Origin of the sequence: Streptomyces sp. NPDC060035 (assembly GCF_042736635.1) — a bacterium.
Taxonomy (GTDB): domain Bacteria; phylum Actinomycetota; class Actinomycetes; order Streptomycetales; family Streptomycetaceae; genus Streptomyces.
The window spans coordinates 454,491-477,389 of sequence record NZ_JBHWVO010000002.1 but is presented as its reverse complement, the minus strand read 5'-3'; the positions used below and the strand labels follow the sequence as shown (position 1 = coordinate 477,389).

Genomic DNA, 22,899 nt, shown 5'->3' with positions numbered 1-22,899 from the left:
TGGGCTGTGCCTCGGGAGTGCGTGGCCGCGAACAGTCCTCCGGCTCGTGGTCACGGCTGAGGCTGGCCGAGGCCGTCGGGGGTGACGAAGCTCTCGTCACGAACGGATGCGTGCGTTACGGAGGCCGAACCGTGCCAACCCTCCTACTGGGTCGCGGAGATGACGGTGAGACACCTGTCCAGGCGCTGCCATCGGCACCGCAAAAACGATCACACGTTCGAATTATGTCGCCGACCTGGGTTGATGGAGCTAGGGTAATCGAACGAGCGTACGATAGACGTATCGGGTAAATCGGTTAAATGGGGTGGAGTGATGGAGGTGCGACATGGCGGGCTTCGCCCATCTGCACGTCGCGTCCGGTTACTCCGTCCGCTACGGCGCAGCCCATCCCGAGCACCTCGTCCGGCGGGCCGCTGAGCGCGGTATGACAGCGGTCGCGCTCACCGACCGGGACACGGTCACCGGGGCCGTACGGTTCGCGCAGGCCTGCGCCGGGACCGGCGTCCGGCCGGTCTTCGGTGTCGATCTGGCGGTCGAGGCCATCGCGCCACCGCCTCCGGCACAGCGGCGCCGCACCCCGGCGCGCGGTGGCGCCCACGTCGTCGAGCCGCCGCTGCGGTTCGTGCTGCTCGCGCAGAACCGGGCCGGATGGGCGCGGCTGTGCCGCATCACGTCGGCCGCGCACGCCGGCACCGCATCCGGCGCGGCACCGGTGGTGGTGCCGTGGGAGGCGCTGCGCGAGCACGGCGGCCCCGGTCTGATCGTGCTGCTCGGGCCGCTCTCGGAGCCGGTACGGGCACTGGCGGCAGGCCGGGAGGACGTCGCCGTGAAACTGCTGGCGCCGTGGCGGGAGATCTTCGGGGACGGGGTCCGGCTGGAGACCGTTGCACAGAAACGTTCCGGCCTCGGACCTGGATCGCTTCGCCTGGCTGCCCGCACCCTGGCGCTGGCCGACCGCACCCGCACCACTGCCGTGCTGTCGAACGCCGTCCGCTACGCCGACCCGGACCAGCACCGGCTCGCCGACGTCCTGGACGCCGCGCGACTGCTGCGGCCGATCGACCGGCGCCGCCTGGACAGCGGGCAGCGCTGGCTCAAGGGCGAGGGCGCGATGGCAGGCATCGCACGGCTGATCGCCGAGTGCGCCGGAGCGGCCCCCCGGCGGGCACACCGCCTGCTGGCAGACACCACCGCCACCGCAGTCTCCTGCGCCCTCGACCCCGAAGTGGATCTCGGGCTCGGCGCGCGGCACTTCCCGGAGCCGGCGCTCCTCGGTGCCAAGCCCGGTAAGGACGGTGCAGCGCAGTTGCTGCGCCAGCAGTGTGAGGCCGGTATGGCCCGACGCGGCCTGGACCGCGACCGAGCGGCGCTCGACCGGCTGGACGAAGAACTCGGCGTGATCGCCGAGCTGAACTACGACTCGTACTTCCTCGCCGTCGGCCAGGTCGTGACCGACATCCGGGCGAAGGGCATCCGGGTCGCGGCCCGCGGCTCGGGCGCCGGGTCGATGGTCTGCCACGCGCTGGGCATCGCCACCGCCAACCCACTCGACCACCGTCTGCTGTTCGAACGCTTCCTCAGCGTGCGACGAGCGTCTCTTCCGGACATCGACATCGACGTGGAGTCCGCCAGAAGGCTGGAGTGCTACGACGCGATCTTCGACCGGTTCGGCAAGGAACGGGTGGCGGTCACCGCCATGCCCGAGACCTACCGGGCCCGCCGTGCCCTGCGCGACACCGGCCTGGCCCTGGGTATCGCGCCGGCAGAAGTCGACCGGATCGCCAAGAGCTTTCCGCACCTGCGGGCCTGCGACATCACCGGCGCGCTCGCCGAGCTGCCCGAGTTGCGGCAACTGGCGGCCGAGGCGGACCGGTACGGACCGCTGTGGGAGCTCGCCGAGGGCCTCGACTCCCTGGTCCACGGCATGGCCATGCACCCCTGCGGCGTGGTCATCAGCGACGCGACACTCCTGGACCGGCTGCCGGTGCAGCCGACCCCGCAGGGCGACTACCCGATGGCGATGGCGGCGAAGGAGGAGATCGAGGCGCTGGGCAACATCAAACTGGATGTCCTGGGTGTCCGGATGCAGTCCGCGATGGCCCACGCCGTCGCCCGGATCGAAGGAGCGACCGGCAAGCACATCGACCTGGACGACCCGCAGCAGGTGCCGCTCGACGACGTCTTCGCGTTCAAGCTCATCCAGGAGAGTCAGACCCTCGGTCTGTTCCAGCTCGAGTCGCCCGGCCAGCAGGATCTTCTGTCCCGATTGCAGCCCCGCGACCCGCAGGACGTCATCGCCGACATCAGCCTGTTCCGTCCCGGACCGGTCGCCGGCGGCATGCCCGAGCGGTACATCGCCGCACGCCATGGCGGCACACCGTCCTACGCCCACCCGGACCTCGAACCGGTGCTCGCCGACACCTACGGCGTGACCATCTGGCACGAGCAGATCATCGAGACCCTGGCCGTGCTGACCGGCTGCGACCGCGCACTGGCCGAGATCGCCCGGCGTGCACTCGGCGACAAGAACCGGCTGCCCCGGATCAAGGGCTGGTTCCATCGCCAGGCAGGCGCTCGCGGTTACAGCACGGCGGTCCGCGACGAGGTGTGGAGGACCGTCGAGGCCTTCGGTGCCTACGGGTTCTGCCGGGCCCATGCGGTCGCCTTCGCCGTACCGGCCCTGCAGAGTGCCTGGCTCAAGGCGCACTACCCGGCCTTCCTGCTGGCCGGCCTCCTCGAACACGACCCCGGTATGTGGCCCAAGCGCGTCCTCGTCGCCGACGCCCGCCGCCGCGGCGTGCCGGTCCTGTCCGTCGACATCAACCACTCCAAGATCGAGCACACCGTTGAACGGACCGACACGGAGCAGTGGGGGGTACGTCTCGCACTGTCCGCGGTGCACGGCATCAGCAAGGAGGAGTGCGTACGGATCGAAGAGGGGCAGCCGTACGGATCCCTGTCGGACTTCTGGCAGCGGGCCCACCCCGGCAGACCGGTCGCCGAACGCCTCGCCGAGATCGGCGCCCTGAACTGCCTCCACGACGGCCGCCTCACACGACGCGACCTGCTGCTGCAGATCGCCGAACTCCACCGGCAGTCCCGTGTCCGGACCGCGGGCAAGGGCCAGCTGTCCCTGCAGTCGGACGCGGTGGGCGGAGCGGAACCGAGCGGTCTTCCGGAGATGACCGGGCGCGAAGCCCTGAGCGCGGAGCTGAGCACCCTCGGCATCGACGTCTCCAGGCACCTGATGGAGCACCACCACCGGCTGCTGCGCGAGATCGGCGCGACCGACGCGGCCCACCTGGCCGGACTGCGCCCCGGTCAGCAGGTTCTCGTCGCCGGCGTACGGGCCTCCACCCAGACCCCGCCCATCGCCAGCGGCAAGCGCATCATCTTCGTCACCCTGGAGGACGGCTCAGGACTGGTGGACCTGGCGTTCTTCGAGGACTCCCACCCCGCCTGCGCGCACACCGTCTTCCACAGCGGACTGCTGCTGGTCCGCGGCACGGTCCAGGTGCGCGGCACCCGCCGCACCGTTGTCGGCAGCATGGCCTGGGACCTGGACGAGATCGCAGCCGCACGCCGCGACCACGGGCCCGAAGCTGCTCTTTCCCTGCTCGGCGCCAGCCATCCGCAGCCCACCCCCGCGCAGCCGCAGCGCACCCTGGTCAACGGCACCACGGGCGCCCGGCTGCATCCGTACGCCGACCTGCAGCCTGCCGGCAGACGTTCGGCCGACCTGAAGAAGTTCGGCTACACCAGCCCGGGGAGCGCAGGATGACCCCGCGCCGGCGCCATATCGCCCACCTCTATCTGCATGCCGCACCGGCCGAGGGCCAGTACGACGACATCATCGAGCTGATGTCCGGTGTCACGCCCCATGTCCAGGCCGTCCCGCCCGATGCCGTCCAGCTCGACCTGACCTCGGCGCTCAGGTACTTCGACCTGCCCCCCTTCGATGTGGTCCAGCTTGTGAAGCTCCGGCTGAAAGCCCTGTACGGCATGGACAGCAGTGCAGGACTCGCGGGCAACCGCATGCTGGCCACCATGGCGGCCGACGCGTCCGCACCAGGACATGTCACCTGGGTCCCCGCCGAGGAAGCCGCCGGCTGGCTGCGCCCCCGACCGGTCACCGCGCTGCCCGGGATCGGTTGCACCACAGCGGCAACGCTCGGCAGATACGGCTTGCACACCATCGGCCAGGTCGCCGACGTACCCGCGGCGACCCTGCAACGCCTCCTCGGTGTCGGCCAGGCACAGCTGCTGGCCGAGCGCGCCCGCGGGCACGACCCCCGCCCGGTCACCCTCACGGAGCCGCCGGCCCATCTGACCGCTGATCTCGTGCTCGACCGGGACTGCCTTGATCCGGCACAGCATCACCGAGCCGTCCTGGGGCTTGCCGAGCGGATCGGTCAACGCCTGCGAGGTGAAAGCCGGGTCACCCGCCGGGTCACCCTCACGGTGCGGTACGCCGACCGCAGTTCCAGCACGCGCACGCGCACACTGCCCGAACCCACCGACCACTCGCCGGCCCTCGCCGCAGCCGCCCTGGGTCTGCTGGCCTCTTTCGGGCTGCAGCGAGCGCGAGTCCGCGTGTTCGCCATCCGTGCCGACGACCTGCTGCCGGCCGACGGTGCCTACCACCAGCTCTTCCTGGACGGCGGTGACGCGCGTGCCCGCGCCGCCGAAGCCGCGGCGGACCGGGCGCGTCGGCGCTTCGGGGCGGGGGCCGTGCGGCCGGCCGCTCTGGCCGACTGACTGCTCGGCACGTCAGCATTTCTTTACCGACGCGTAACTTCCCTCGCTACCTTACTCGCGCGTAATTTGGCATGAGCACATAGAAAAGTCAGCACATTCAGCTTGTGGTCCGGACCACAGGGCGCACAGCCATCGCAACTCCCTTGAGCCGCAAGGAGACCACTCGATGCTGCCCTGGACCCGTGCCTCGCGTACCCCACGCGCACGCCGAACCCTCGCCGCACTACTCCTCGCCGTCGCCGTACTCGCCACCCCCATGGCGACCGCGACCGCAGCCACCCCCACGGAAACCGCCTCCGCGCAAGCAGCCGCATCCTCCCGTGGCTGGAACGACTACTCCTGCAAGCCCTCCGCAGCCCATCCCCGCCCGGTCGTCCTGGTCCACGGAACCTTCGGGAACTCGATCGACAACTGGCTCGTCCTCGCGCCGTACCTCGTCAACCGGGGCTACTGCGTCTTCTCGCTCGACTACGGGCAGCTCCCGGGCGTGCCGTTCTTCAACGGCCTCGGCCCCATCGACAAGTCGGCCGGGCAGCTCGACGTGTTCGTCGACAAGGTGCTCGGCGCCACCGGCGCACCCAAGGCCGACATCGTCGGCCACTCCCAGGGCGGCATGATGCCCAACTACTACCTGAAGTACCTCGGCGGCGCCGGCAAGGTGAACGCCCTGATCGGGATCGCCCCCGACAACCACGGCACCACACTCCTCGGCCTGACCAAGCTCCTGCCGTACTTCCCCGGCATCGAGGACCTGCTCACCATGAACACCCCCGGCCTCGCCGACCAGGTCGCCGGATCCGCCTTCATCACCAAGCTCAACGCGGGCGGCGACACCGTGCCCGGTGTCCGCTACACCGTCATCGCGACCCAGTACGACGAGGTCGTGACCCCGTACCGCACGCAGTACCTGAACGGCCCGAACGTACGCAACGTCCTGCTCCAGGACCTGTGCATCCTCGACCTGTCCGAGCATGTCGCGATCGGGACCATCGACCGCATCGCCTTCCACGAGGTCGAGAACGCTCTCGACCCGGCGCACGCCACCCCGACGAACTGTGTGTCGGTGATCGGCTGAGGCGGGGCCGGGTCCCCTGTGCGGTGCGGCCGCGCAGGGGACCCGGCCGTGAGCGGTCAGCCGCGGTGGGAGCCGGTGGCTGCCCGGCGGCGGACCGAGGCGAACAGGGCGCTCGCGCCGATGGCCAGCGCGGCGGCTCCGCCGATCGCCAGATATGTCGTGCTGCTGCTGCCACCGGTCTCGGCAAGGCTCTCGTCCGCCGCGGCGGCCGGAGCGGCGGCACTGTTCGGCTCAGGAGCATTGGCCCCGTCCCCGTCCCCGTCGGCCGGGGCCGCCTCGGTGACCTTCGCGCCCGTCGCGGCGTCGTTGTCACCGTGCCCGTTGTGCTCGACGGACGACTTGCCGGCGCCCTTGTCGATCTCCTGATCGGACGGAGCGGAGGCGGTCGGGGCCGGGACGGCGGCGACGGAACCGCTGCCGGTTCCCTCACCGTCGAAGACCACGTCGGAGCACGCGTAGAACGCCTCGGGGGAGTCCGAACGCTGCCAGACGGTGTAGACCAACTGCCGCCCCGAGGCCTGCGGCACGGTGCCGTCGAAGACGTACGACCCGTTCTCCAGCTTCGGGTCGGTCGCCTCGGCGAACGGCTTCTCCTGGAGGTCGGACCACTTCAGCGGCTGCGACGGGTCGTAGCCGGCCTTGGTGAGGTACAGCTCGAAGGAACCCTTGTGCGGCGCGGTCGCCCGGAACCGGAAGGTGTGGCTGCCCGCCTTCATCGGGGTGGACGGCCAGTCGGCGCGTGGCAGATCGAGCCCCTTGAACTTGTCGTTGCCCGCGCTGCACAGCTTGCCGTCCGGGATCAGCTCACGGTGCTTGCCCGCCGCGTTGGCGATGTTCACACCGTTCCAGTCGTACAGCGCCTGGGTGCCGCCCGCCGCGACCGCCGCCTGGCACGCGGCCGGCTTCGGGTTCTCCGGCCCCTCCGCGAAACAGGCCGAAACCCGGCTCACCGGGTCGGTCAGCGAACCGTGGGCAGCAGCCGGGGCTGCGGAGAGCCCGGTCAGCGCGAGCGGAGCGATGCCGAGCGCGACGATCGGGGCGAGCCTGCGGCGAGCGGTCTTGATGGCGGCCATGGTGGCGGTTCTCCTTCGACGGACACGGCTGTGAGGGGATGCGGCACAGGGTCCGTTACGTCGGTGCGCCCCCGTACGAATGCCGCACCGACGGAACGGACCTCGTCCCGGTGATCAGCAAACTAGTCGTCGTCCAGGGCGAATTCGGCCGTGGAAAGCCGCAGGTGGCCATCGTTATGGCGGGCTTAAGGGACGGCTAAGTCTCTCGACAGAGTGGCGTGCGGCGCGCCCCGCTGGAGCCCATGGTCAGGCGGCCTGACTGTCCAGGACTGTCCGGGCGAGTTCGCCATATGTCGTGCTCGGTGGCTCCCACTTCGGCTCCCGGATGGGCACCGGGTGGCTCCCAAACGACAGCAGGCCCCGGACGGAGGTCCGGGGCCTGCTGTCCGTAGGCGGTGGCTGGCGGGATTGAACCCACGACCTCTTCGTCCCGAATGAGGTTCGATCCCTGACCTTACCTGCGTAGATGGAGTTTTCCCTGGTCAGAGGTGTGGTCCCGGTTGGTCTCGCGTGGTGTCGCAGGGGCCTGGCGAGCGAGTTGACTCCCAAACGGCTCCCAGAGCCAAGGTGGCGGGCGGATCTTCGGGGCATTGCCCGTGGTCGTCAGCGCAGGCGGCCACTGCCTTGCTCAGGCCGGAGAAATCAGTGTGAACGGGATGTAGTCGCTGGAGGCTGGAGAGCCTGATCGTCTTCTGGCCTGGACACCGGTCGTCCAGAACTCGGGTGGACAGCACGTAGAAGGTCCACTGGCCAAGGTCGAGAGGGTCGAGAGTCTGCTTGTCCTGGTGGCGCAGCAGGCAGAAGACGTACACGTCCGAGCGGCGAAGTACGTCGTCCGATGTCGAGTCGGTCTGCGCGTCCCAACCTGTGGCCGGCGCGATGGAGAAGGAAATCTCGGATGGTTTGGACTGCGCCCACGACTGCAAGTAGGCCGCCGACTTAACCTCGATCCGCCACTGCTCGGCGGTCCGGATGTCGACCGTGTCCCATTCGGTTCTGGTGCCGGCGGCAGCGCCCAGTGCTGTGGCGACGAGGTACTCAGCCAGAACACCGCGCATGGTGTTGTTGGCCAGGTCGGAGCATGCCCACCTCCAGAAGTCACCCAGGGTGGTCACGGCCTGGCCGTCGACTCGTATCGGCTCGTCGCCGCTTCGGCGATTGATGACCAGCGGACCGAGATCAGTGATCACGTTCTCCTCCAGCGACGACGGTATGGGGTGCCTCAGAGTGACAGAGGGCACTGACCGTGGAGTGCGAAGGCTTGCTGGTGACGTTCTGGTCGCACGGTGGGAGCCGTAAGTCTGTCGGCCCGGATCTTCTTCGGCCGGCTCCGATGCCGGCTCGGACCGGTGACTGGGCCTTAGCGGCTGCGTCGTTGGGACCCGATCCGGGGACGCAGTCCGTACGGGACCTTGGCCGGGCCCTCGCGCTCGCTCCACAGCCGTGACTCCGACCGCATGAGTGTCCAGCCGCTGTCCTCGTAGGGCATGAGTTCGCCGACGCTGAGCTGCCCCAGGAGGTGGGTCAGCTCCTTGGCCATCCGCAGATCCTGCTGGCGCTCGCGTTCGTCGGCGTTCGCGTATCCGTCGGCGCGAGCGGTGAACTCTTCGTAGGTCAGCTCACCGAGGCGGCGTCGGTGCGTGAGCAGTGCCTCACTGTCGACGTATGCGTCGGAGTACTCCTTGCCGAAGCGGCGCCCGTACTCGCGCACCCGGCGACGTTCCTTCTCAAGCATCTCAGGGCTGATCTGCCGCTGGCGGACAGTGGCGATCTCCTCGGCGCGAGACAGGAGCCAGCTCAGAGGAGACGGACACAGGAAGATCCCAAGCCTGCCGTACCCCTGCCATTGGCAGTGTGTGTATCTGACGGCCTGCGCACCCAGCCGTACCGTTCGCCGGTGCTCGTGTTCGGGGAGAGGTGCTTGAATTCGACGCCAAAGGCCGGGTCGGCATCGTGCCAGCCTTCCGAATCCCGGGGCCTCAGCACTGCGTCTATTCGTGTCTCTTCGCCGGTCCAGTAGCGTCCTGGTACCTGCTCTTCGATGTGGAACCACTGGTCCATTTTGACGAGGACGAACGTGGCAACAGCCTTCTCATCAGGGAACGTCCCGGGTTCTGGCAGCAACGCCTTCTGTCCGTAGCGCACTTGGTCGACTGTACGATGCCGCCCGGCCTCTCCGACAGGTGGCAATTAGGCGGTACCTCCCAGATGCCCACTGCCCGCGATTACGGGCATCGATTCACCGGTTCAGTCCACGAACGGTGGCTGCCTGCCAGGGGCGTTGCCTCAACTGAAGGCAAGTTCACGGCGGGTGTTGCGGATGTCGTTCAGGGGTGTCAGGGCATCGGTCTTGCATGGCCCGGATTGGTGTTGAAGGCACTCGGGAGGCGATCGGCTCGCGAGTGCCTTCAACACGTCACAGATCCAATCCCTCCAGCGGTTCCTGTCTATAGGTGCGGTGGGTGTAGGTCCTGCGTTTGGCCCCCCGGTCGCGTACGCGAGTCTGGCGAGCACGGACCGATTCGTCACTGGTCTCGGTGGCCAGCACGACGCTGTGACCAGTACTGATGCGCCGCTTTACCAGTGCGTACAGCTGCTCCCTCGTGGTGCCTACGGTCCCAGCAAGGCCATGCTTGACGAGGTCAATGAACTGTGTGCCTGTGAGGTGCCGTTCCACTTGGTCGTAGCCGAGGATCCGCGCTGTGCTACCTGCCTTCCTGCCCCGTGTGCAGTCGTCTTCGAGTAGCAGCCGAACGTACGAGACGGGTAGGTACATGCCTGGGGTAAGACCTTGGACCGGGCGCTTCTCCGTGTTCCGTGGCCAGTAGGCCAACTTCAGGAAACAGGGGTCGCCGCCAAGACGCCACTCACTCGGTCGAGCTGGAGGGCTGCTCAGCTGCGCCGTCCCTTCCAGCCGGTCAAGCTGACCTCTCAAGCGCTCGTCCACGTAGATGGATCGGGTATCTGGATCGAGGCGCTTGTACTGGACGAACACGAAGCTCTTGGTGGGCTCGTGGTAGTAGAGCATGTCAGTGCCGAGGCGAGACTCCACCGGCGTTGCGTTGACGTTTACTACTTCGAGCCGTCGACCCGATGCGTCGTGGAGCACATGGATGTCGCATCGGACGCCGTTGCCTTGCTGCCACTCGCTGAACATGCCGAATGCATCTCCAGCGACACGCACGTCATAGTCGATGAGGCTGTGCTCGACCGGTTGGGGAATCAGCCCCGCAGTGTAGGGCGCGTCTCCTGATGGTGGGCGGCGCCAGGCGGCGAGCGCGGAGAGGGGGAAGTCGGCAATGCGCAGCAGGCTGCCTGTGGCATCGCGCTGCTCTTGCCAGGAGCGGTCGGCCGAATTGTCCTCGAATACAGGGGGATCGGCTTGGGCGAGCAGCCAGTCAAGGAGGCTACTCAGCTCTGGAAACCTTGCGCGCAGCGCACGCTCCAGGGCCTGCCACACGGCGTTGCTGCAGGCGCCGACCATGCCCAGTGGAGCGGCGAGGTCGAACTCACGGCGTAGTTGCTCCGGGATGTCGCTGAGTATGCCGTCGCTACCATCGAGTGGGATAGCCGCCATGCACTCGCGGAGCGGATCGACGGTGATGCTCTTATCGACCGCCCCCACGGTGCCATGACGAGCGGCTATCCCGACCCAGGCAAGCCACCGTGAGCGCGCCCCGCCTGTTTCGGAGAGGGCCTCGCCGACCAGGAGAACAATGGGTGGCCCATCGAGTGCCGCATCAATGCTCAGGCTCTTGGGGCGGGACTTGGTGAACCTCTGTTCGATCCTGAACTTCTCTAGGTTGGCGCCGAGTTCGTCCGAGCTCAAGTTCACGATGAAGGCCACGCTCGGAGCCTATCTCGGCAGTCTTTGCGATGGCTCTTGTTCGAATGGCTCACCTGCCGCATCACTTCGATGGGCAGTCGTTGGATCCTCACTTCGTCGACCGTTGAAAGCCGGTTTCCGAGGTTGGCTCACGGATGATGGATCAGGGCACGGCTGCACGAGATCAGTTGAGAAGGGGCGCGGCCTCTCGAATCCCACCGCGCTGGTGGGCCTGTGACTGCGGGAGCCGACCCCACCCACCCCTGGGTCGACGGAACCTCCTTGTCCCCTCCTTGGGCTGGGAAGGGGCGTTGCGCAAGGGGCGCGGTAGGGTGCGCATCCAGCGCCGCTGATGTGCGCACACCCGCCGCCAACCACGGAGGCCCGACGCGTGCAGGTCATCGTTCAGCACTATGGCAGTCCCGTGCCCAGCGGCCCCGAAGCCTTGGTGCTGGAGGTCGACGACTGGGACGATTTCGGCTACCGCACCTCTTACCACCTTTGGTATCGGACACCGACAGACACCTGGAACCTGGGCCCGGTGAAGATCGCGGTGCCTAGCCAGAAGGCAGGCGCGGTCCCCTTCGAGCGCGGGCGCTTCGACGATGGTCTGCCCGGCGAGTTCTTCTCGCTCGGCCAGTCCGACAGTTACTACGACGAGATCAGCAAACTCGGTGTTGGCAAGCGCGCCGAGATCCTTGAAGCCCTCTGCGATCTGGCCTACTATCCCAGCCGGCTCCAGGATGCGAAGCAACACCGGGTGACAGAGGTCTCGCTCCTGCGAAGCGTGGAGGAGCCAGGAACGGCCCCGGGCCTGCGGCGACCTGCAGTTACGGGGCAGCCCCTAAGCTTGTTGTCTAACTTTTGGAGGGTCCAGGTCGGCGGATTCATCGCGTGGGCTTCATGACATGTCCTAGTGCGACGAGGCCGATTCCCACGACGAGGAGTGATGGTGGGTGCGCGTTCCAGCTGACCAGCATCAGCAGGGCGCCCGCTCCCCAGACCCTCGGCTGCCGCACTCGTTGCTGCAGCCATTGGCCCGGCATGCGGCCGAGAAGCAGACCGCGGCGACGTCCGCCCCTGGCTCCAGGCGGACCGCGTCCAGTACCGCGGTCCAGGACGTTCGGCCGGCTTCCAGCACGGCCACGAACGAGTACGGCCGGCCCGGCACCATCTGGTGCTTGCCCTCGCCCCGGCCGAACGTGAACAGGGCGTCACCCCGTGCGGTCAAGCACGCATACAACTCCGTCCGGAAGCATGACAGTTGCCCGATCGCACCTTGCGGGATACTCGCACACGGCAGACTCATCCCCACGGCCTTCCTGCTGTGCGGTGTATCTGTGACGGAGCACAGCATCAGCGGAAGGCCGTTCCCACGTGCCCTGATCTGGGCAAACCCCACTCACGTGTGAATCACGTTCAAGGCCGGACCACTGATCCACCAGGGATACGGTGCTGCGCCGCCCGGTTCGGCCCTCAGATCGCGTTCATGTGCGTGAATAAGAATCAAGGACAAGACCGTTGACGCGTCCACGGCAAGCACTCTAGCGTCAGTAGAAAGCGCTTTCGTCCTCGATTCGAAACTCCCTGCCGCGCCGACGGGCGCTTCGGTGAGTGCTGCGTTGCCCGGGGTGCGGTGCCCCGCCGCACAATTCCCCGCCCACCCCTTCGTCGAACCCTGGTCGGACGAGTCGACCCAACCTGGAGACAAACGATGCAACTGAGACCCGTTATCGCATGCGTCAGCCTGCTGGCCGGCACGCTCGTCGCGCTGTCCGGCAACACGGCGCAGGCTGCGGCCACCCGTTATCAGGCAGAGAGCTCCCCGGCGGTCTGTACCGGCACCATCGACTCCGACCGGACCGGCTACACCGGCAGCGGATTCTGCAACGGGAACAACGCGGTCGGCGCATTCGCGCAGTTCACCGTGCACGCGTCGGCCGCGGGTACGGCGACCCTGCAGGTCCGCTTCGCCAACGGAACCACCACCGCGAGGCCCGCGGCCGTCACCGTGAACGGTGCGGCGGCCACATCGGCGTCGTTCGAGAGCACCAGCACCTGGGAGGCGTGGACGACGAAGACGCTCACGGTGCCGGTGAGTTCGGGCAGCAACACCATCCGGTTCACCCCCACCACTTCCGCCGGCCTGCCCAACATCGACCACCTCGATGCCGACACGGGCGGCGGCACGCCTGTGCCGGCGGGCCCCGAGCTGTACGTGTCGGCCAACGGCAGTGAGAGCGCCGCCGGAACCGAGTCGGACCCGACGACCCTCACTTCGGCCATCGGCCGTGTCACTCCTGGCGGGACGATCTACCTGCGCGGTGGGGCCTACAACTTCTCGCAGACGGTCACCATTCCGCAGGGCAACGACGGCACCTCGAGTGATCGCACGGAGCTGTCCGCCTACCCGGGTGAGACCCCTGTACTGAACTTCTCGGCCATGGCGGAGGAGACGACGAACCGCGGGCTCGCCGTGAACGGGTCGTTCTGGCACGTCAACGGAATCGTCGTCGAGCATGCCGGCGACAACGGGATCTTCGTCGGCGGCAGCAACAACATCATCGAGCGCACGGTGACGCGATTCAACCGCGATACGGGGCTGCAGCTCTCACGGATCCTCTCCACCACCCCCAAGGACGAGTGGCCGTCCAACAACCTCATCCTCAGCGCGGAGTCGCACGACAACGCGGACTCCGACGGTGAGGACGCCGACGGCTTCGCCGCGAAGCTCACCGTCGGCCCCGGAAACGTCTTCCGCTACGCCGTGTCCCACAACAACATCGACGACGGCTGGGACCTCTACACCAAGTCGGACACGGGGCCGATCGGCGCGGTGACCATCGAGGACTCCCTCGCCTACAACAACGGCACCCTCAGTGACGGAAGCCAGGACTCGAACGGTGACCGGAACGGCTACAAGCTCGGCGGCGACGACATCGAGGTCGACCATGTCGTCCGGCGCAGCATCGCCTACAACAACGGCAAGCACGGGTTCACCTACAACAGCAATCCCGGGCACATGTCGGTGTCGGGCAACGTCAGCATCGACAACGCCGAGCGCAACTTCCAGTTCGACGGCGGCACTTCGGTGTTCCGGGACAACGTGTCGTGCCGCAGCGGCAGCGGGACGAACGACAGGACCATCGGCGACGTCGACGGTTCGAACCAGTTCTGGACCGGTACGAACGGATCCCGGTGCTCCGACTACACCGGCGCCCTGGACTGGTCGTTCGCCACGGACGGCAGCCTCGCCGTGACCTTCGGCGGCAACCTGGTGACACCGTAACCCGCCCCCTGCCGCCTGCGACCAGCGCTCCTGGGCGGCAGGGGAGGTGACGGCCCGGCGGGTCCATCCGTTGCGTCGGGGTGGGCCGGCCGGGCCGCAGCAGTGCCGTAAGGGGAGGGCGTGACAACAGTGCTGACGATCTGACAGATGCGGGTCCCGAGTGCTCCGGACTCCACGAACACACACGCATATGTGCCGATCAGCACGTCCGGCTTCGTCACGAGCGTGAACACGACAGCCCTGCGGTGGCCGACTGCCCCGCCCGGCTCAGGACGCCGCCCGGCTCAGCACACCGCCCGGTAGCGCCGCTCCGGCCGCCCCGTGCCCCCGTACCGCAGTGACACCTCGGCCCGCCCCGTCTCCGTGAAGTACTCGAGGTAGCGGCGTGCGCTGACGCGGGACAGGGCGCCCGCCTCCGCGCACTCGGAGGCCGACAGGCCGGCCGGGTGGTCCCGCAGGATGCGTTCCACCAGGTCCGCGGTGTGTCCCGCGAGGCCCTTGGGGAGTTCGCGGGACCCTGGGGGACGGGTGCCGAAAATGCGGTCCACGTCCTCCTGGCGGGCTTCCTGGCGGGCCTCGTCGAGTGCGTTCAGGCGATTGCGCAGCGAGGCCACGTGCTGCAGCTGCTCCTGCAGCGCCGAGCGGTGGAACGGCTTGATCAAGTAGTGCAGCGCGCCTGCCCGCAGAGCCGCCCTGACCACTCCCGCATCGCGGGCCGCCGTGATGAAGAGCGCGTCCGCGCTGTGGGCGTCCGCGTTCCGCTCCTCCGCCGCGCGCAGCTCCCGCAGCACATTGATTCCGTCCATATCGGGCAGATAGATATCGAGCAGGACCAGGTCGGGTCGCAGCCGGCGGGCCGCGCGCAGGGCCTCGGCGCCGCTGTGGGCCACGCCGACGACCGTAAAACCGTCCATCGCGGACACATAGCGGCTGTGCAGCTTCGCGACCATGAAGTCGTCGTCCACCACCAGCACTTTCGTCACGCCCGACACCGTAGGTCGCGACCACAACGACCACAACGTCCATTGGTTCCGGAACGGCGACAGCTGGTTGACGCACGGGCAACATGTGGGCCACTTCACACTCGTCCACGCATGGCTCGAAAGGTGGCACCCGGTGCGATTGCGCACTCCACTCGCCCTGTTCGGGGCGGCGCTGCTGGTGGTCGTGGGGCCACCGCTGCTCTCCACGGGCAGCGGCTCCGACACCGGTACGCAGATTCCCGGACTGCGCTTCATGGTTCCCAACACACCCGGCGGCGGTTACGACATCACGGCGCGCACCGCCGCCAAGAACGCCGAGGACGCCGGACTCACCCACAGCATCGAGGTGTTCAACCTGCCCGGCGCGGGCGGCACCGTCGGGGTGACCCGGCTGGCCTCCGAACACGGCAACGGCAAACTCGCCATGTCCATGGGGCTCGGGGTCGTGGGTGCCGTCCACACCAACAAGTCGCCCAAGACCCTTGCCGACACGACCCCGATCGCCCGGCTCACCGAGGAGCAGGACATTGTCGTCGTCGCCAAGGACTCCCCGTACAGGACCATCGACCAGCTGATCACCGCCTGGAAGAAGGACCCGGGGAAGATTCCCGTGGGCGGTGGTTCCTCGCCCGGCGGGCCCGACCATCTGGCGCCCATGCTGATGGCGAAGGCCGCCGGGATAGCCCCCAAGGAGGTCAACTACATCCCCTTCGACGGCGGCGGTGAACTGCTCGCCTCGATCCTCGGCAACAAGGTCGGCTTCGGCGTCTCCGGGGTCGGCGAGTACCTCGACCAGATCAAGGCCGGTGAACTGCGGCTGCTCGCCGTGACCGGCCCCAAGCGGGTCCCGGGTCTCGACGCGCCCACCCTCCGCGAGGCGGGGCTGGACACCGACTTCACCAACTGGCGCGGCATCGTCGCCCCACCGGGCCTCTCCGACGCCGAGCGCGACAAGCTCGTCTCGCTGGTGCGGGAACTGCACGACTCGAAGCAGTGGCAGGACTCCATGAAGAAGAACGGCTGGGACGACGCGTTCCTCACCGGTGACGCCTTCGGTGACTTCCTGGAAGCCCAGGACGTCCGTGTCGCCACCGTCCTGAAGGAGCTGGGACTGTGACGACACCCCCTCCCACCACCGCACGCTCCTGGCTGCGCGAGCACTCCGAGCTCGGTGTCTGCGTCCTGCTGCTCGTGCTGGGCGCCCTCGTCCTCACCGACGCCCTCACGATGGACGTGGACATCACACAGCGCGGGCCCGTCGGCCCCAAGACCGTCCCGGTCGTGGTCGGGGCCGGACTCCTCGTCGTCGCCGTGCTTCTCGCCGTGGACGTCCTTCGCGGCGGCCGCGGTGAGGCGGAGGCGGGCGAGGACGTCGATCTCGCCGAACCGGCCGACCGGCGCACCGTCGCCCTGCTCACCGGGGTCTTCCTCGCCTTCGCCGTCCTCATCGGCCCGCTCGGCTTCCCGATATCCGGCGCCCTGCTCTTCTGGGGCTCCGCGTACGCACTCGGCAGCCGTCACTACGACCGCGATCCGCTCATCGCGGCGGGGCTCTCGCTCGTGACCTACTTCGTCTTCGACAACCTGCTCGGGGTACCCCTCCCGGGTGGCCCGCTGATGGGGGTGCTCTGAACCGATGGATTCCCTCAACTCCCTCATCGACGGCTTCGGCACGGCGCTCACGCCGGTCAATCTGCTCTGGGCCGCCGTCGGCGTCCTGCTCGGCACGGCGATCGGTGTGCTGCCCGGCATCGGGCCTGCCATGGCCGTGGCGCTGCTGCTGCCGGTGACGTACGGACTCGAACCGACCGGCGCCTTCATCATGTTCGCCGGCATCTACTACGGCGCGATGTTCGGCGGCTCGACCACCTCGATCCTCCTCAACACCCCCGGGGAGAGCGCGGCGGTCGTCGCCGCGATCGAAGGCAACCCGATGGCCAAGGCCGGACGCGGCGCACAGGCACTCGCCGCCGCCGCCATCGGCCACTTCAGCGGCGGCATGATCGGCACGATCCTGCTGGTCCTCCTCGCTCCGACCGTCGCCTCGCTCGCCGTCGACATCGGTGCCCCGGACTACTTCGCCATCATGGTGCTGGCCTTCATCGCCGTCACCTCCGTCCTCGGCTCCTCCCGGATCCGCGGCCTCGCCTCGCTCCTCATCGGTCTCACCATCGGCCTCGTCGGCCTGGACCAGATGACCGGCCAGCAGCGGCTCACCTTCGGCTCGCTCCAACTGGCCGACGGCATCGATGTGGTGATCGTCGCGGTCGGGCTCTTCGCCATCGGCGAGGCCCTCTGGGTCGCCGCCCATCTGCGCCGTTCCACCGGGAAGCCGATCCCCGTCGGACGCCCCTGGCTCGGGAAGGAGGATGTCCGGCGGACCTGGAAGTCCTGGCTGCGCGGGCCCGTCATCGGCTTCCCGTTCGGCGCGATCCCGGCGGGCGGTGCGGAGATCCCCACGTTCCTCTCGTACGTCACGGAGAAGCGGCTTTCCAAGCACCGTGAGCAGTTCGGCAAGGGCGCCATCGAGGGCGTCGCCGGCCCGGAGTCGGCGGCATCCGCGTCCGCTGCGGGGACTCTCGTGTCCATGCTCACCCTCGGCCTGCCCACCACGGCCGTCGCCGCGGTGATGCTGGCCGCCTTCCAGCAGTACGGAATCCAGCCGGGACCGCTGCTGTTCGAGCGTGAACCCGATCTGGTCTGGGGTCTGATCGCCTCACTCTTCGTCGGCATGGTGCTGCTGCTCGCGCTCAACCTGCCGCTGGCACCGCTGTGGGCCAAGCTGCTGCGGATCCCGCGCCCCTACCTCTACGCGGGCATCCTGTTCTTCGCGGCCGTCGGCGCCTACGCGGTCGGCGGCGAGGCCGTCGATCTGGTGATCCTGCTGGTGATCGGTCTGATCGGCTTCGGGATGCGGAGGTACGGACTGCCGGTGCTCCCCGCGATCATCGCCGTCATCCTCGGCCCGGCCGCCGAACAGCAGTTGCGCCGTGCACTGCAGATCAGCGACGGCAGCGCCACCGGTCTGGTCAACACCCCGTTCTCCGTGACGGTGTACGCGATCATCCTGCTCATTCTGGCGTGGCCGCTGGTGAGGAAGCCGGTGAAGAAACTGGTGGTGCGGCGCCGGGCGGCGCAGAAGTAGAGGGTGCCGTCGGCGACGGCTGAGAGGATTGCCGGTATGACCACGATCGACTGGGATGCCGCCGCCGACTCGTTCGACGAGGAGCCCGACCACGGGCTCCTCGATCCCGCGATACGACACGCCTGGGCGCAGCGGCTGGAGAGCTGGCTGCCGTCGGCCCGCTCCGAAGTGCTCGATCTCGGGTGCGGTACCGGAAGCCTGGCGCTCCTCGTCGCCGGGCAGGGGCACCGGGTCACCGCCGTCGACAGGTCGCCGCGGATGGCCGAGCAGGCGCGGGCCAAGCTCGCCGGGACCGGCACCGAGGTGCTCGTGGGGGATGCGGGGCAACCGCCCGTCGGCAAGCAGCAGTTCGACGTGATCCTGGCCCGGCACATGGTGGGGCTGCTGCCCGACCCCGCAGCAGCCCTGCACCGCTGGTTCGCGTTGCTGAAGCCGGGCGGCCGGCTGGTGCTGATCGACGGAGTCCGGGGCGGCGTGGGACTCTCCGCGGCCCGTCTCGCCCGACTGCTCGCCCCGCACACGGAGCGCATCCACCACGAGCCGCTCTCCGGCGACGCCCGGCTCTGGGGCAGGGAGGTCGACGACGAGCGGTACGCCCTGGTGGCCCGCGCCGAGCCGGCCCACCGGCACACGGAGGTCGTCGACGTCCATCTGATCCTCCGCTGCGGACCCGATGTACTGCTCGCCCGGCGGGCGGGTACGGGGTACGCGGACGGGCTGCTCCACGCCCCCTCCGGCCATGCGGAGGACGGCGAGGACGTCCGGGAGGCGTTGATCCGGGAGGCGGCCGAGGAGATCGGGGTCGTACTGGATCCGGACGAGCTGCGGGTGGCCCTGGTCATGCAGCACCGGGGGCCCGGCGGCAGCCCCAGGATGGGGTGGTTCTTCGAGGCGGAGTACGACCCGGCCCGGCCGCCCCGCAACGCCGAGCCGGACAAGTGTTCCGAGCTCGGCTGGTTCCCGTTGGACGCGCTGCCGGACGACATGGTGGCGTACTGCCGTGTCGGACTCGAGGGGTACCGGGCCGAGGAGCGCTTCCTGATCCACTGGCACGAGGACGGCGACCCGATCGCCTACGCGCCGGACGGGATGCGGCGCGCCGTCCCCCTGCCGGTCGCGGTGGCCCCCACCGGCCGTGTGCATCACATCGAGTTGTGGGTGCCCGACCTGGCGGCGGCCGAGGCGGAGTGGGGCTGGCTGCTGGGTGAGCTGGGCCATACCCCGTACCAGCGCTGGGCGCAGGGCCGCAGCTGGCGGCGCGGCGAGAGCTATGTGGTGGTCGAGCAGTCACCGGACACGGTCGGCGACATGCACGACAGGCTGCGCCCCGGCCTGAACCACCTGGCGTTCCACATCCGGGACCGCGCCACGCTCGACGCGCTGGTGGCACGCGCACCCGGGCACGGCTGGCGGCTGCTCTTTCCGGACCGCCATCCGTACGCGGGCGGCAGCGGGCGCTGTGCGGCGTATCTGGCGAACGCCGCGGGGTACGAGGTGGAGCTGGTTGCCCCCTAGCTGAGGAGTTCCGCCAGGCCTCCGGCGCGCACCAGCTGTTCCAGCTCGTCCAGCGCCCGCACGGCGGCCTCGGCCGCCACCGGGTCCCGGTCGGCCAGACCGCTCTCCTCGAACTCGTCCTCGTCCAGCCGCAGTACGGACGAGCCGTCCGCCGACACCCACAGGTCGAGATCCAGGTCCTCGACCAGGAGCTCACCGTCACGGAGGACGGCGGGCCGGTTGATGTCGCAGTACCAGCCTTTCAGTTCCCCCGATCCCCCCGGCTCCCCGCCGGTGCGGACCTCCTTCACCGAGAACCACCGGTCGCGCCAGTAGTGCTCGGTGAAGACATCACCCGGCTCGAACCGTACGAAGCCGAAGTCCCGGACCCCCGGGAGCGCCCAGGGCGCGCGGACGGTGATGCGGGTGCTGTCGTCCCGGACGAGGTCCGCCGGGTACCGGATCTTGGTGCGGCCCCCCTTGACCAAGGTGACGAACAAACTGTTCTCAGACGATGTGGTGGACATGCCGTACCTCCGTGGCGCAGATCTCGTAGCCGAACCATGTGTTGATCGCCAGCATCGGGCCGTTCTCGGCGTCGTTGCCGGTGTAGGCGTCCCTGTACCCGGCGGCCCGCGCCCGGTGCAGCGAGTCGTTCTTCGCGAGCTTCGCCAGACCCCGGCCGCGGAAGGCGCGCCGGGTGCCGGTCATGCCCGACCAGTAGCGGGTCAGACCGTCGGTCTCCGCGACGCTGAACGCCGCCACGGCGCCGTCCACCACCGCGACCGAGGTGAGCCCGTGGTCGAAGCCGGGCCGGTGCCAGGTCGTCGCCAGCCAGTCCTCGTAGTCGGTGAGTTCGGACGGGGTGTCGCTCGGCTCGTCCGCGGTCGTCTCGGCATCCGCCTCGAACAAGGGGCGTGGATCGGCCTCGAAGTCGGCGGCGGTGAGCAACTCCACGCCGGCCGGGACCTCCTGGAGCGACGGCAGAGTGCTGTTCGCCAGATCGAGATGGAGGAAATGAGCCGGACGGCTCGCCACATAGCCGCGCCTCTCGGCGAACGCGCGGTGGGCCGGCGCGTCGAGCACCCAGGTGTGGACGGCGACCGCACCGACGCCGGCCAGATACTCCTCGGCGGTCCGCACCAGGAGCGAACCCGCCCCGCGCCCCACCTTGTCCGGATGGGTGTACGGATTGCAGAACCCCTGGCCCGGTTCCGGGGTCTCGTAGGCGATGCCGACCTGCGCCGTCCCGATCACCTCGCCGTCCTCCTCGGCGACCAGCAGCCGGTAGCGCTTGTCGGGATGGGCGTCGGCCAGGTCGCGCAGGACCTGCTCCGGAGTCGTCACCATGTAGGGCAGGGCGGCACGTCGCACCTGGACCCAGGCTTCCGCGTCGGTGGGCAGGAAGTCACGAACGATCACCGTCATGTGCCGGACGGTACGCGGAGTCCGGGGCAGCTCGCCTCCGAATTCCCGGCACAGGGGCGGGCCACCTGGGCGGCGGCGGGGCCGGCAGTGCGGGAGAATCGGCCCGTGACCCTGACGATCGCCATTGATCCGGATTCCGCCACCGCCCCGTACGAGCAGCTGCGCACCCAGCTGTCCGAGCAGGCCCGGTCCGGCGCCCTGCCCGTCGGCTACCGACTGCCGACCGTACGCGGCCTCGCCGAGGAACTGGGCCTCGCCGCCAACACTGTCGCCAAGGCCTACCGGGCGCTGGAGGCCGACGGAGTGATCGAGACCCGGGGCCGCAACGGCACGTTCGTCGCGGCCGCGGGTGACGCGGCGGCGCGGAAAGCTGCGACGGCGGCGCAGGAGTACGCCGATGGGGCCAGGCGCCTCGGCCTGTCGCGGGCCGAGGCGCTCTCACTGGCCGAGGACGCGGTGCGGGCGGCCTACGGGCGGTGACCCGGCGGTCCGGGAGCGGCTGACCCTGCCGGGCCGCGGGGGAGCCGGGTGCGGCTCAAGGGCTCAAGAGCTCAGAGGCACAGGGGTGCACAGGCTCAAGGGCTCACAGTCTCAAGGGCTCGGAGGCCCAAGGGCTCGGAGGCCCAAGGACTCAGAGGTACAGGCCCTCGTCCGCCCTCGCGTCCTGCTTCGGCACGGAAGCGGGAGCGCTGCCGCGTCGCAGCGAGTACAGCTCGGCGAGCGTCGCACCCTCCCGGCCCAGTCCCTCCTCCCTGCCCAGCCAGGACACCGACTCCGCCCGGGTCAGTGAGCCCACCTCGATCCGGGCCAGGCAGCGGCCCGGCCTGACGACCGCAGGGTGCAGCCGCTCCAGGTCCTCGTTGGTCGTCACCCCCACCAGTACGTTGCGTCCCTGGCCCAGCAGACCGTCCGTCAGGTTGAGCAGCCGGGACAGGGCCTGGCCCGCCGTGTGCTTGGCCTCGCCACGGATCAGCTCGTCGCAGTCCTCCAGGAGCAGCAGCCGCCACCGGCCCTTCGCCGAGCCGTCGTCCTCACCGATCGCGATGTCCATCAGATAGCCGACATCGTTGAAGAGCCGCTCCGGATCCAGCACACAGTCGACCTGGCACCAGTCGCGCCAGGAACGGGCCAGCGTGCGCAGCGCGGAGGTCTTGCCGGTGCCCGGAGGGCCGTGCAGCAGGAGCAGCCGGCCGGAGATGTCGTCCGGAGTGACCTTCATCAGCCGGTCCATGGCATCGGCCACCGGAGCCGTGTAGTTGGCACGCACCTCGTCCCATGTCCCGGCGGCGATCTGCCGGGTGGTGCGGTGCGGGCCACGGCGTGGGGACACGTACCAGAACCCCATCGTCACGTTCTCGGGCTGAGGCTCCGGTTCGTCCGTCGCGCCGTCCGTCGCCTGCTCCAGCACCTTCTCCGCCAGCTCGGGGCTGGTGGCCGTGACGGTGACGTCGGCGCCCCGGTTCCACCGCGAGATCAGCAGCGTCCATCCGTCGCCCTCGGCGAGCGTGGCACTGCGGTCGTCGTCCCGGGCGGCCCGCAGCACCTTGGCCGCCGGTGGCAGCAGGGTCGCCCCGGTCTTCACACGGTCGAGGGAGGAACTGTGCGAGTACGGCTGCTCGCCCGTCGCGAAGCGGCCGAGGAACAGCGCATCGACGACGTCGGACGGCGAATCGCTGTCGTCGATGGTGAGCCGGATCGGCAGAGCGGCCTCAGGGTTGGCAGACATGGCGCCCATGATCCGGCACGGCGGCACCCCGTGCACCCAGGTTTCGCGAGCTCCTCCCGGCCGGGGTACGCAGCCTCCCCGTGCCGCCTCCCCTGAGGTCAG

Annotated in this window: 19 protein-coding genes and 1 pseudogene; 10 read left to right on the top strand and 10 right to left on the bottom strand. The window is 69.0% G+C overall.

Going from position 1 to position 22,899, the window contains the following annotated elements; genetic code table 11:
* Window positions 1-325: 325 nt before the first annotated feature.
* The 3 genes from ACFWBQ_RS04780 to ACFWBQ_RS04770 all read left to right on the top strand — a co-directional run bounded on the left by ACFWBQ_RS04780 (window position 326) and on the right by ACFWBQ_RS04770 (window position 5,833).
* Complete coding sequence (locus tag ACFWBQ_RS04780) at window positions 326-3,781, top strand: DNA polymerase III subunit alpha (RefSeq protein WP_385483863.1); 3,456 nt, start codon at window positions 326-328, stop codon at window positions 3,779-3,781.
* A complete protein-coding gene (locus ACFWBQ_RS04775; RefSeq protein ID WP_385483861.1) occupies window positions 3,778-4,758 on the top strand; it encodes an ImpB/MucB/SamB family protein in 981 nt (326 codons plus the stop codon). The genes ACFWBQ_RS04780 and ACFWBQ_RS04775 overlap by 4 nt, the downstream gene beginning before the upstream one ends.
* A gap of 166 nt (window positions 4,759-4,924) precedes the next feature.
* Window positions 4,925-5,833: an esterase/lipase family protein gene (locus ACFWBQ_RS04770; protein ID WP_385483859.1), complete on the top strand. Its 909-nt coding sequence runs from the start codon at window positions 4,925-4,927 to the stop codon at window positions 5,831-5,833.
* A 56-nt stretch (window positions 5,834-5,889) separates the two neighbouring features.
* On the opposite strand, the gene ACFWBQ_RS04765 is transcribed toward ACFWBQ_RS04770, so the two are convergent.
* The 5 genes from ACFWBQ_RS04765 to ACFWBQ_RS04745 form a co-directional block, all read right to left on the bottom strand.
* On the bottom strand, window positions 5,890-6,906 hold the full coding sequence (locus tag ACFWBQ_RS04765) for a lytic polysaccharide monooxygenase (protein WP_385483857.1): 1,017 nt from the start codon (window positions 6,904-6,906) through the stop codon (window positions 5,890-5,892).
* A gap of 482 nt (window positions 6,907-7,388) precedes the next feature.
* A complete protein-coding gene (locus ACFWBQ_RS04760; RefSeq protein WP_385483855.1) occupies window positions 7,389-8,096 on the bottom strand; it encodes a hypothetical protein in 708 nt (235 codons plus the stop codon).
* 170 nt (window positions 8,097-8,266) lie between these two features.
* A complete protein-coding gene (locus tag ACFWBQ_RS04755) occupies window positions 8,267-8,641 on the bottom strand; it encodes a hypothetical protein (protein WP_385483853.1) in 375 nt (124 codons plus the stop codon).
* A 62-nt stretch (window positions 8,642-8,703) separates the two neighbouring features.
* Window positions 8,704-9,051 (bottom strand): hypothetical protein, encoded by a 348-nt coding sequence (locus ACFWBQ_RS04750; protein ID WP_385483851.1) that lies wholly within the window; start codon window positions 9,049-9,051, stop codon window positions 8,704-8,706.
* 271 nt (window positions 9,052-9,322) lie between these two features.
* Complete coding sequence (locus ACFWBQ_RS04745; RefSeq protein WP_385483849.1) at window positions 9,323-10,753, bottom strand: hypothetical protein; 1,431 nt, start codon at window positions 10,751-10,753, stop codon at window positions 9,323-9,325.
* 370 nt (window positions 10,754-11,123) lie between these two features.
* On the opposite strand from ACFWBQ_RS04745, the gene ACFWBQ_RS04740 reads away from it, so the two are divergent.
* The gene (locus ACFWBQ_RS04740) at window positions 11,124-11,639 is read left to right on the top strand and encodes a hypothetical protein (protein ID WP_385483848.1); all 516 of its coding nucleotides are present in this window, start codon (window positions 11,124-11,126) and stop codon (window positions 11,637-11,639) included.
* Between the two features lie 153 nt (window positions 11,640-11,792).
* Here ACFWBQ_RS04740 and ACFWBQ_RS04735 read toward each other — a convergent pair.
* A pseudogene (locus tag ACFWBQ_RS04735) lies at window positions 11,793-12,041 on the bottom strand (hypothetical protein); the annotation flags it as partial.
* Window positions 12,042-12,446: 405 nt separating this feature from the next.
* Between ACFWBQ_RS04735 and ACFWBQ_RS04730 the strand changes: the two are divergent.
* Entirely contained in the window at window positions 12,447-14,021 is a 1,575-nt protein-coding gene (locus ACFWBQ_RS04730) for a carbohydrate-binding protein (protein WP_385483847.1), read from the top strand.
* 284 nt (window positions 14,022-14,305) lie between these two features.
* On the opposite strand, the gene ACFWBQ_RS04725 is transcribed toward ACFWBQ_RS04730, so the two are convergent.
* Entirely contained in the window at window positions 14,306-15,004 is a 699-nt protein-coding gene (locus ACFWBQ_RS04725) for a response regulator (RefSeq protein ID WP_385483845.1), read from the bottom strand.
* Window positions 15,005-15,137: 133 nt separating this feature from the next.
* Here ACFWBQ_RS04725 and ACFWBQ_RS04720 point away from each other — a divergent pair, with 133 nt between their 5' ends.
* The 4 genes from ACFWBQ_RS04720 to ACFWBQ_RS04705 are packed head-to-tail and all read left to right on the top strand — an operon-like array spanning window position 15,138 to window position 19,664.
* Window positions 15,138-16,121: a Bug family tripartite tricarboxylate transporter substrate binding protein gene (locus ACFWBQ_RS04720; RefSeq protein WP_385483843.1), complete on the top strand. Its 984-nt coding sequence runs from the start codon at window positions 15,138-15,140 to the stop codon at window positions 16,119-16,121.
* Window positions 16,118-16,636: a tripartite tricarboxylate transporter TctB family protein gene (locus ACFWBQ_RS04715; RefSeq protein ID WP_385483841.1), complete on the top strand. Its 519-nt coding sequence runs from the start codon at window positions 16,118-16,120 to the stop codon at window positions 16,634-16,636. Before ACFWBQ_RS04720 ends, ACFWBQ_RS04715 begins: the two co-directional genes overlap by 4 nt.
* Window positions 16,637-16,640: 4 nt before the next feature.
* Entirely contained in the window at window positions 16,641-18,149 is a 1,509-nt protein-coding gene (locus ACFWBQ_RS04710; RefSeq protein ID WP_385483839.1) for a tripartite tricarboxylate transporter permease, read from the top strand.
* A gap of 36 nt (window positions 18,150-18,185) precedes the next feature.
* Window positions 18,186-19,664: a trifunctional class I SAM-dependent methyltransferase/NUDIX hydrolase/VOC family protein gene (locus tag ACFWBQ_RS04705; protein ID WP_385483837.1), complete on the top strand. Its 1,479-nt coding sequence runs from the start codon at window positions 18,186-18,188 to the stop codon at window positions 19,662-19,664.
* Here ACFWBQ_RS04705 and ACFWBQ_RS04700 read toward each other — a convergent pair.
* Together ACFWBQ_RS04700 and ACFWBQ_RS04695 are read right to left on the bottom strand one after the other, a co-directional pair.
* Complete coding sequence (locus tag ACFWBQ_RS04700) at window positions 19,661-20,170, bottom strand: DUF402 domain-containing protein (protein ID WP_385483836.1); 510 nt, start codon at window positions 20,168-20,170, stop codon at window positions 19,661-19,663. The two genes, ACFWBQ_RS04705 and ACFWBQ_RS04700, sit on opposite strands and share 4 nt — an antisense overlap.
* Window positions 20,151-21,071: a GNAT family N-acetyltransferase gene (locus tag ACFWBQ_RS04695; RefSeq protein ID WP_385483834.1), complete on the bottom strand. Its 921-nt coding sequence runs from the start codon at window positions 21,069-21,071 to the stop codon at window positions 20,151-20,153. Before ACFWBQ_RS04695 ends, ACFWBQ_RS04700 begins: the two co-directional genes overlap by 20 nt.
* Before the next feature lie 105 nt (window positions 21,072-21,176).
* Between ACFWBQ_RS04695 and ACFWBQ_RS04690 the strand changes: the two genes are divergently transcribed.
* A complete protein-coding gene (locus tag ACFWBQ_RS04690; RefSeq protein WP_385483833.1) occupies window positions 21,177-21,551 on the top strand; it encodes a GntR family transcriptional regulator in 375 nt (124 codons plus the stop codon).
* 151 nt (window positions 21,552-21,702) lie between these two features.
* Here the strand turns inward: ACFWBQ_RS04690 and ACFWBQ_RS04685 are convergent, their stop codons facing one another.
* Entirely contained in the window at window positions 21,703-22,797 is a 1,095-nt protein-coding gene (locus ACFWBQ_RS04685) for a DUF5925 domain-containing protein (RefSeq protein WP_385483831.1), read from the bottom strand.
* Between the last annotated feature and the right edge of the window lie 102 nt (window positions 22,798-22,899).

Bases quoted from the DNA above. Each gene is read 5' to 3' on its own strand.
- ACFWBQ_RS04780 (WP_385483863.1), top strand. From the start codon at position 326: ATGGCGGGCTTCGCCCATCTGCACGTCGCGTCCGGTTACTCCGTCCGC.
- ACFWBQ_RS04775 (WP_385483861.1), top strand. From the start codon at position 3,778: ATGACCCCGCGCCGGCGCCATATCGCCCACCTCTATCTGCATGCCGCA.
- ACFWBQ_RS04770 (WP_385483859.1), top strand. From the start codon at position 4,925: ATGCTGCCCTGGACCCGTGCCTCGCGTACCCCACGCGCACGCCGAACC.
- ACFWBQ_RS04765 (WP_385483857.1), bottom strand. From the start codon at position 6,906: ATGGCCGCCATCAAGACCGCTCGCCGCAGGCTCGCCCCGATCGTCGCG.
- ACFWBQ_RS04755 (WP_385483853.1), bottom strand. From the start codon at position 8,641: ATGCTTGAGAAGGAACGTCGCCGGGTGCGCGAGTACGGGCGCCGCTTC.
- ACFWBQ_RS04730 (WP_385483847.1), top strand. From the start codon at position 12,447: ATGCAACTGAGACCCGTTATCGCATGCGTCAGCCTGCTGGCCGGCACG.
- ACFWBQ_RS04710 (WP_385483839.1), top strand. From the start codon at position 16,641: ATGGATTCCCTCAACTCCCTCATCGACGGCTTCGGCACGGCGCTCACG.
- ACFWBQ_RS04705 (WP_385483837.1), top strand. From the start codon at position 18,186: ATGACCACGATCGACTGGGATGCCGCCGCCGACTCGTTCGACGAGGAG.
- ACFWBQ_RS04700 (WP_385483836.1), bottom strand. From the start codon at position 20,170: ATGTCCACCACATCGTCTGAGAACAGTTTGTTCGTCACCTTGGTCAAG.
- ACFWBQ_RS04695 (WP_385483834.1), bottom strand. From the start codon at position 21,071: ATGACGGTGATCGTTCGTGACTTCCTGCCCACCGACGCGGAAGCCTGG.
- ACFWBQ_RS04685 (WP_385483831.1), bottom strand. From the start codon at position 22,797: ATGTCTGCCAACCCTGAGGCCGCTCTGCCGATCCGGCTCACCATCGAC.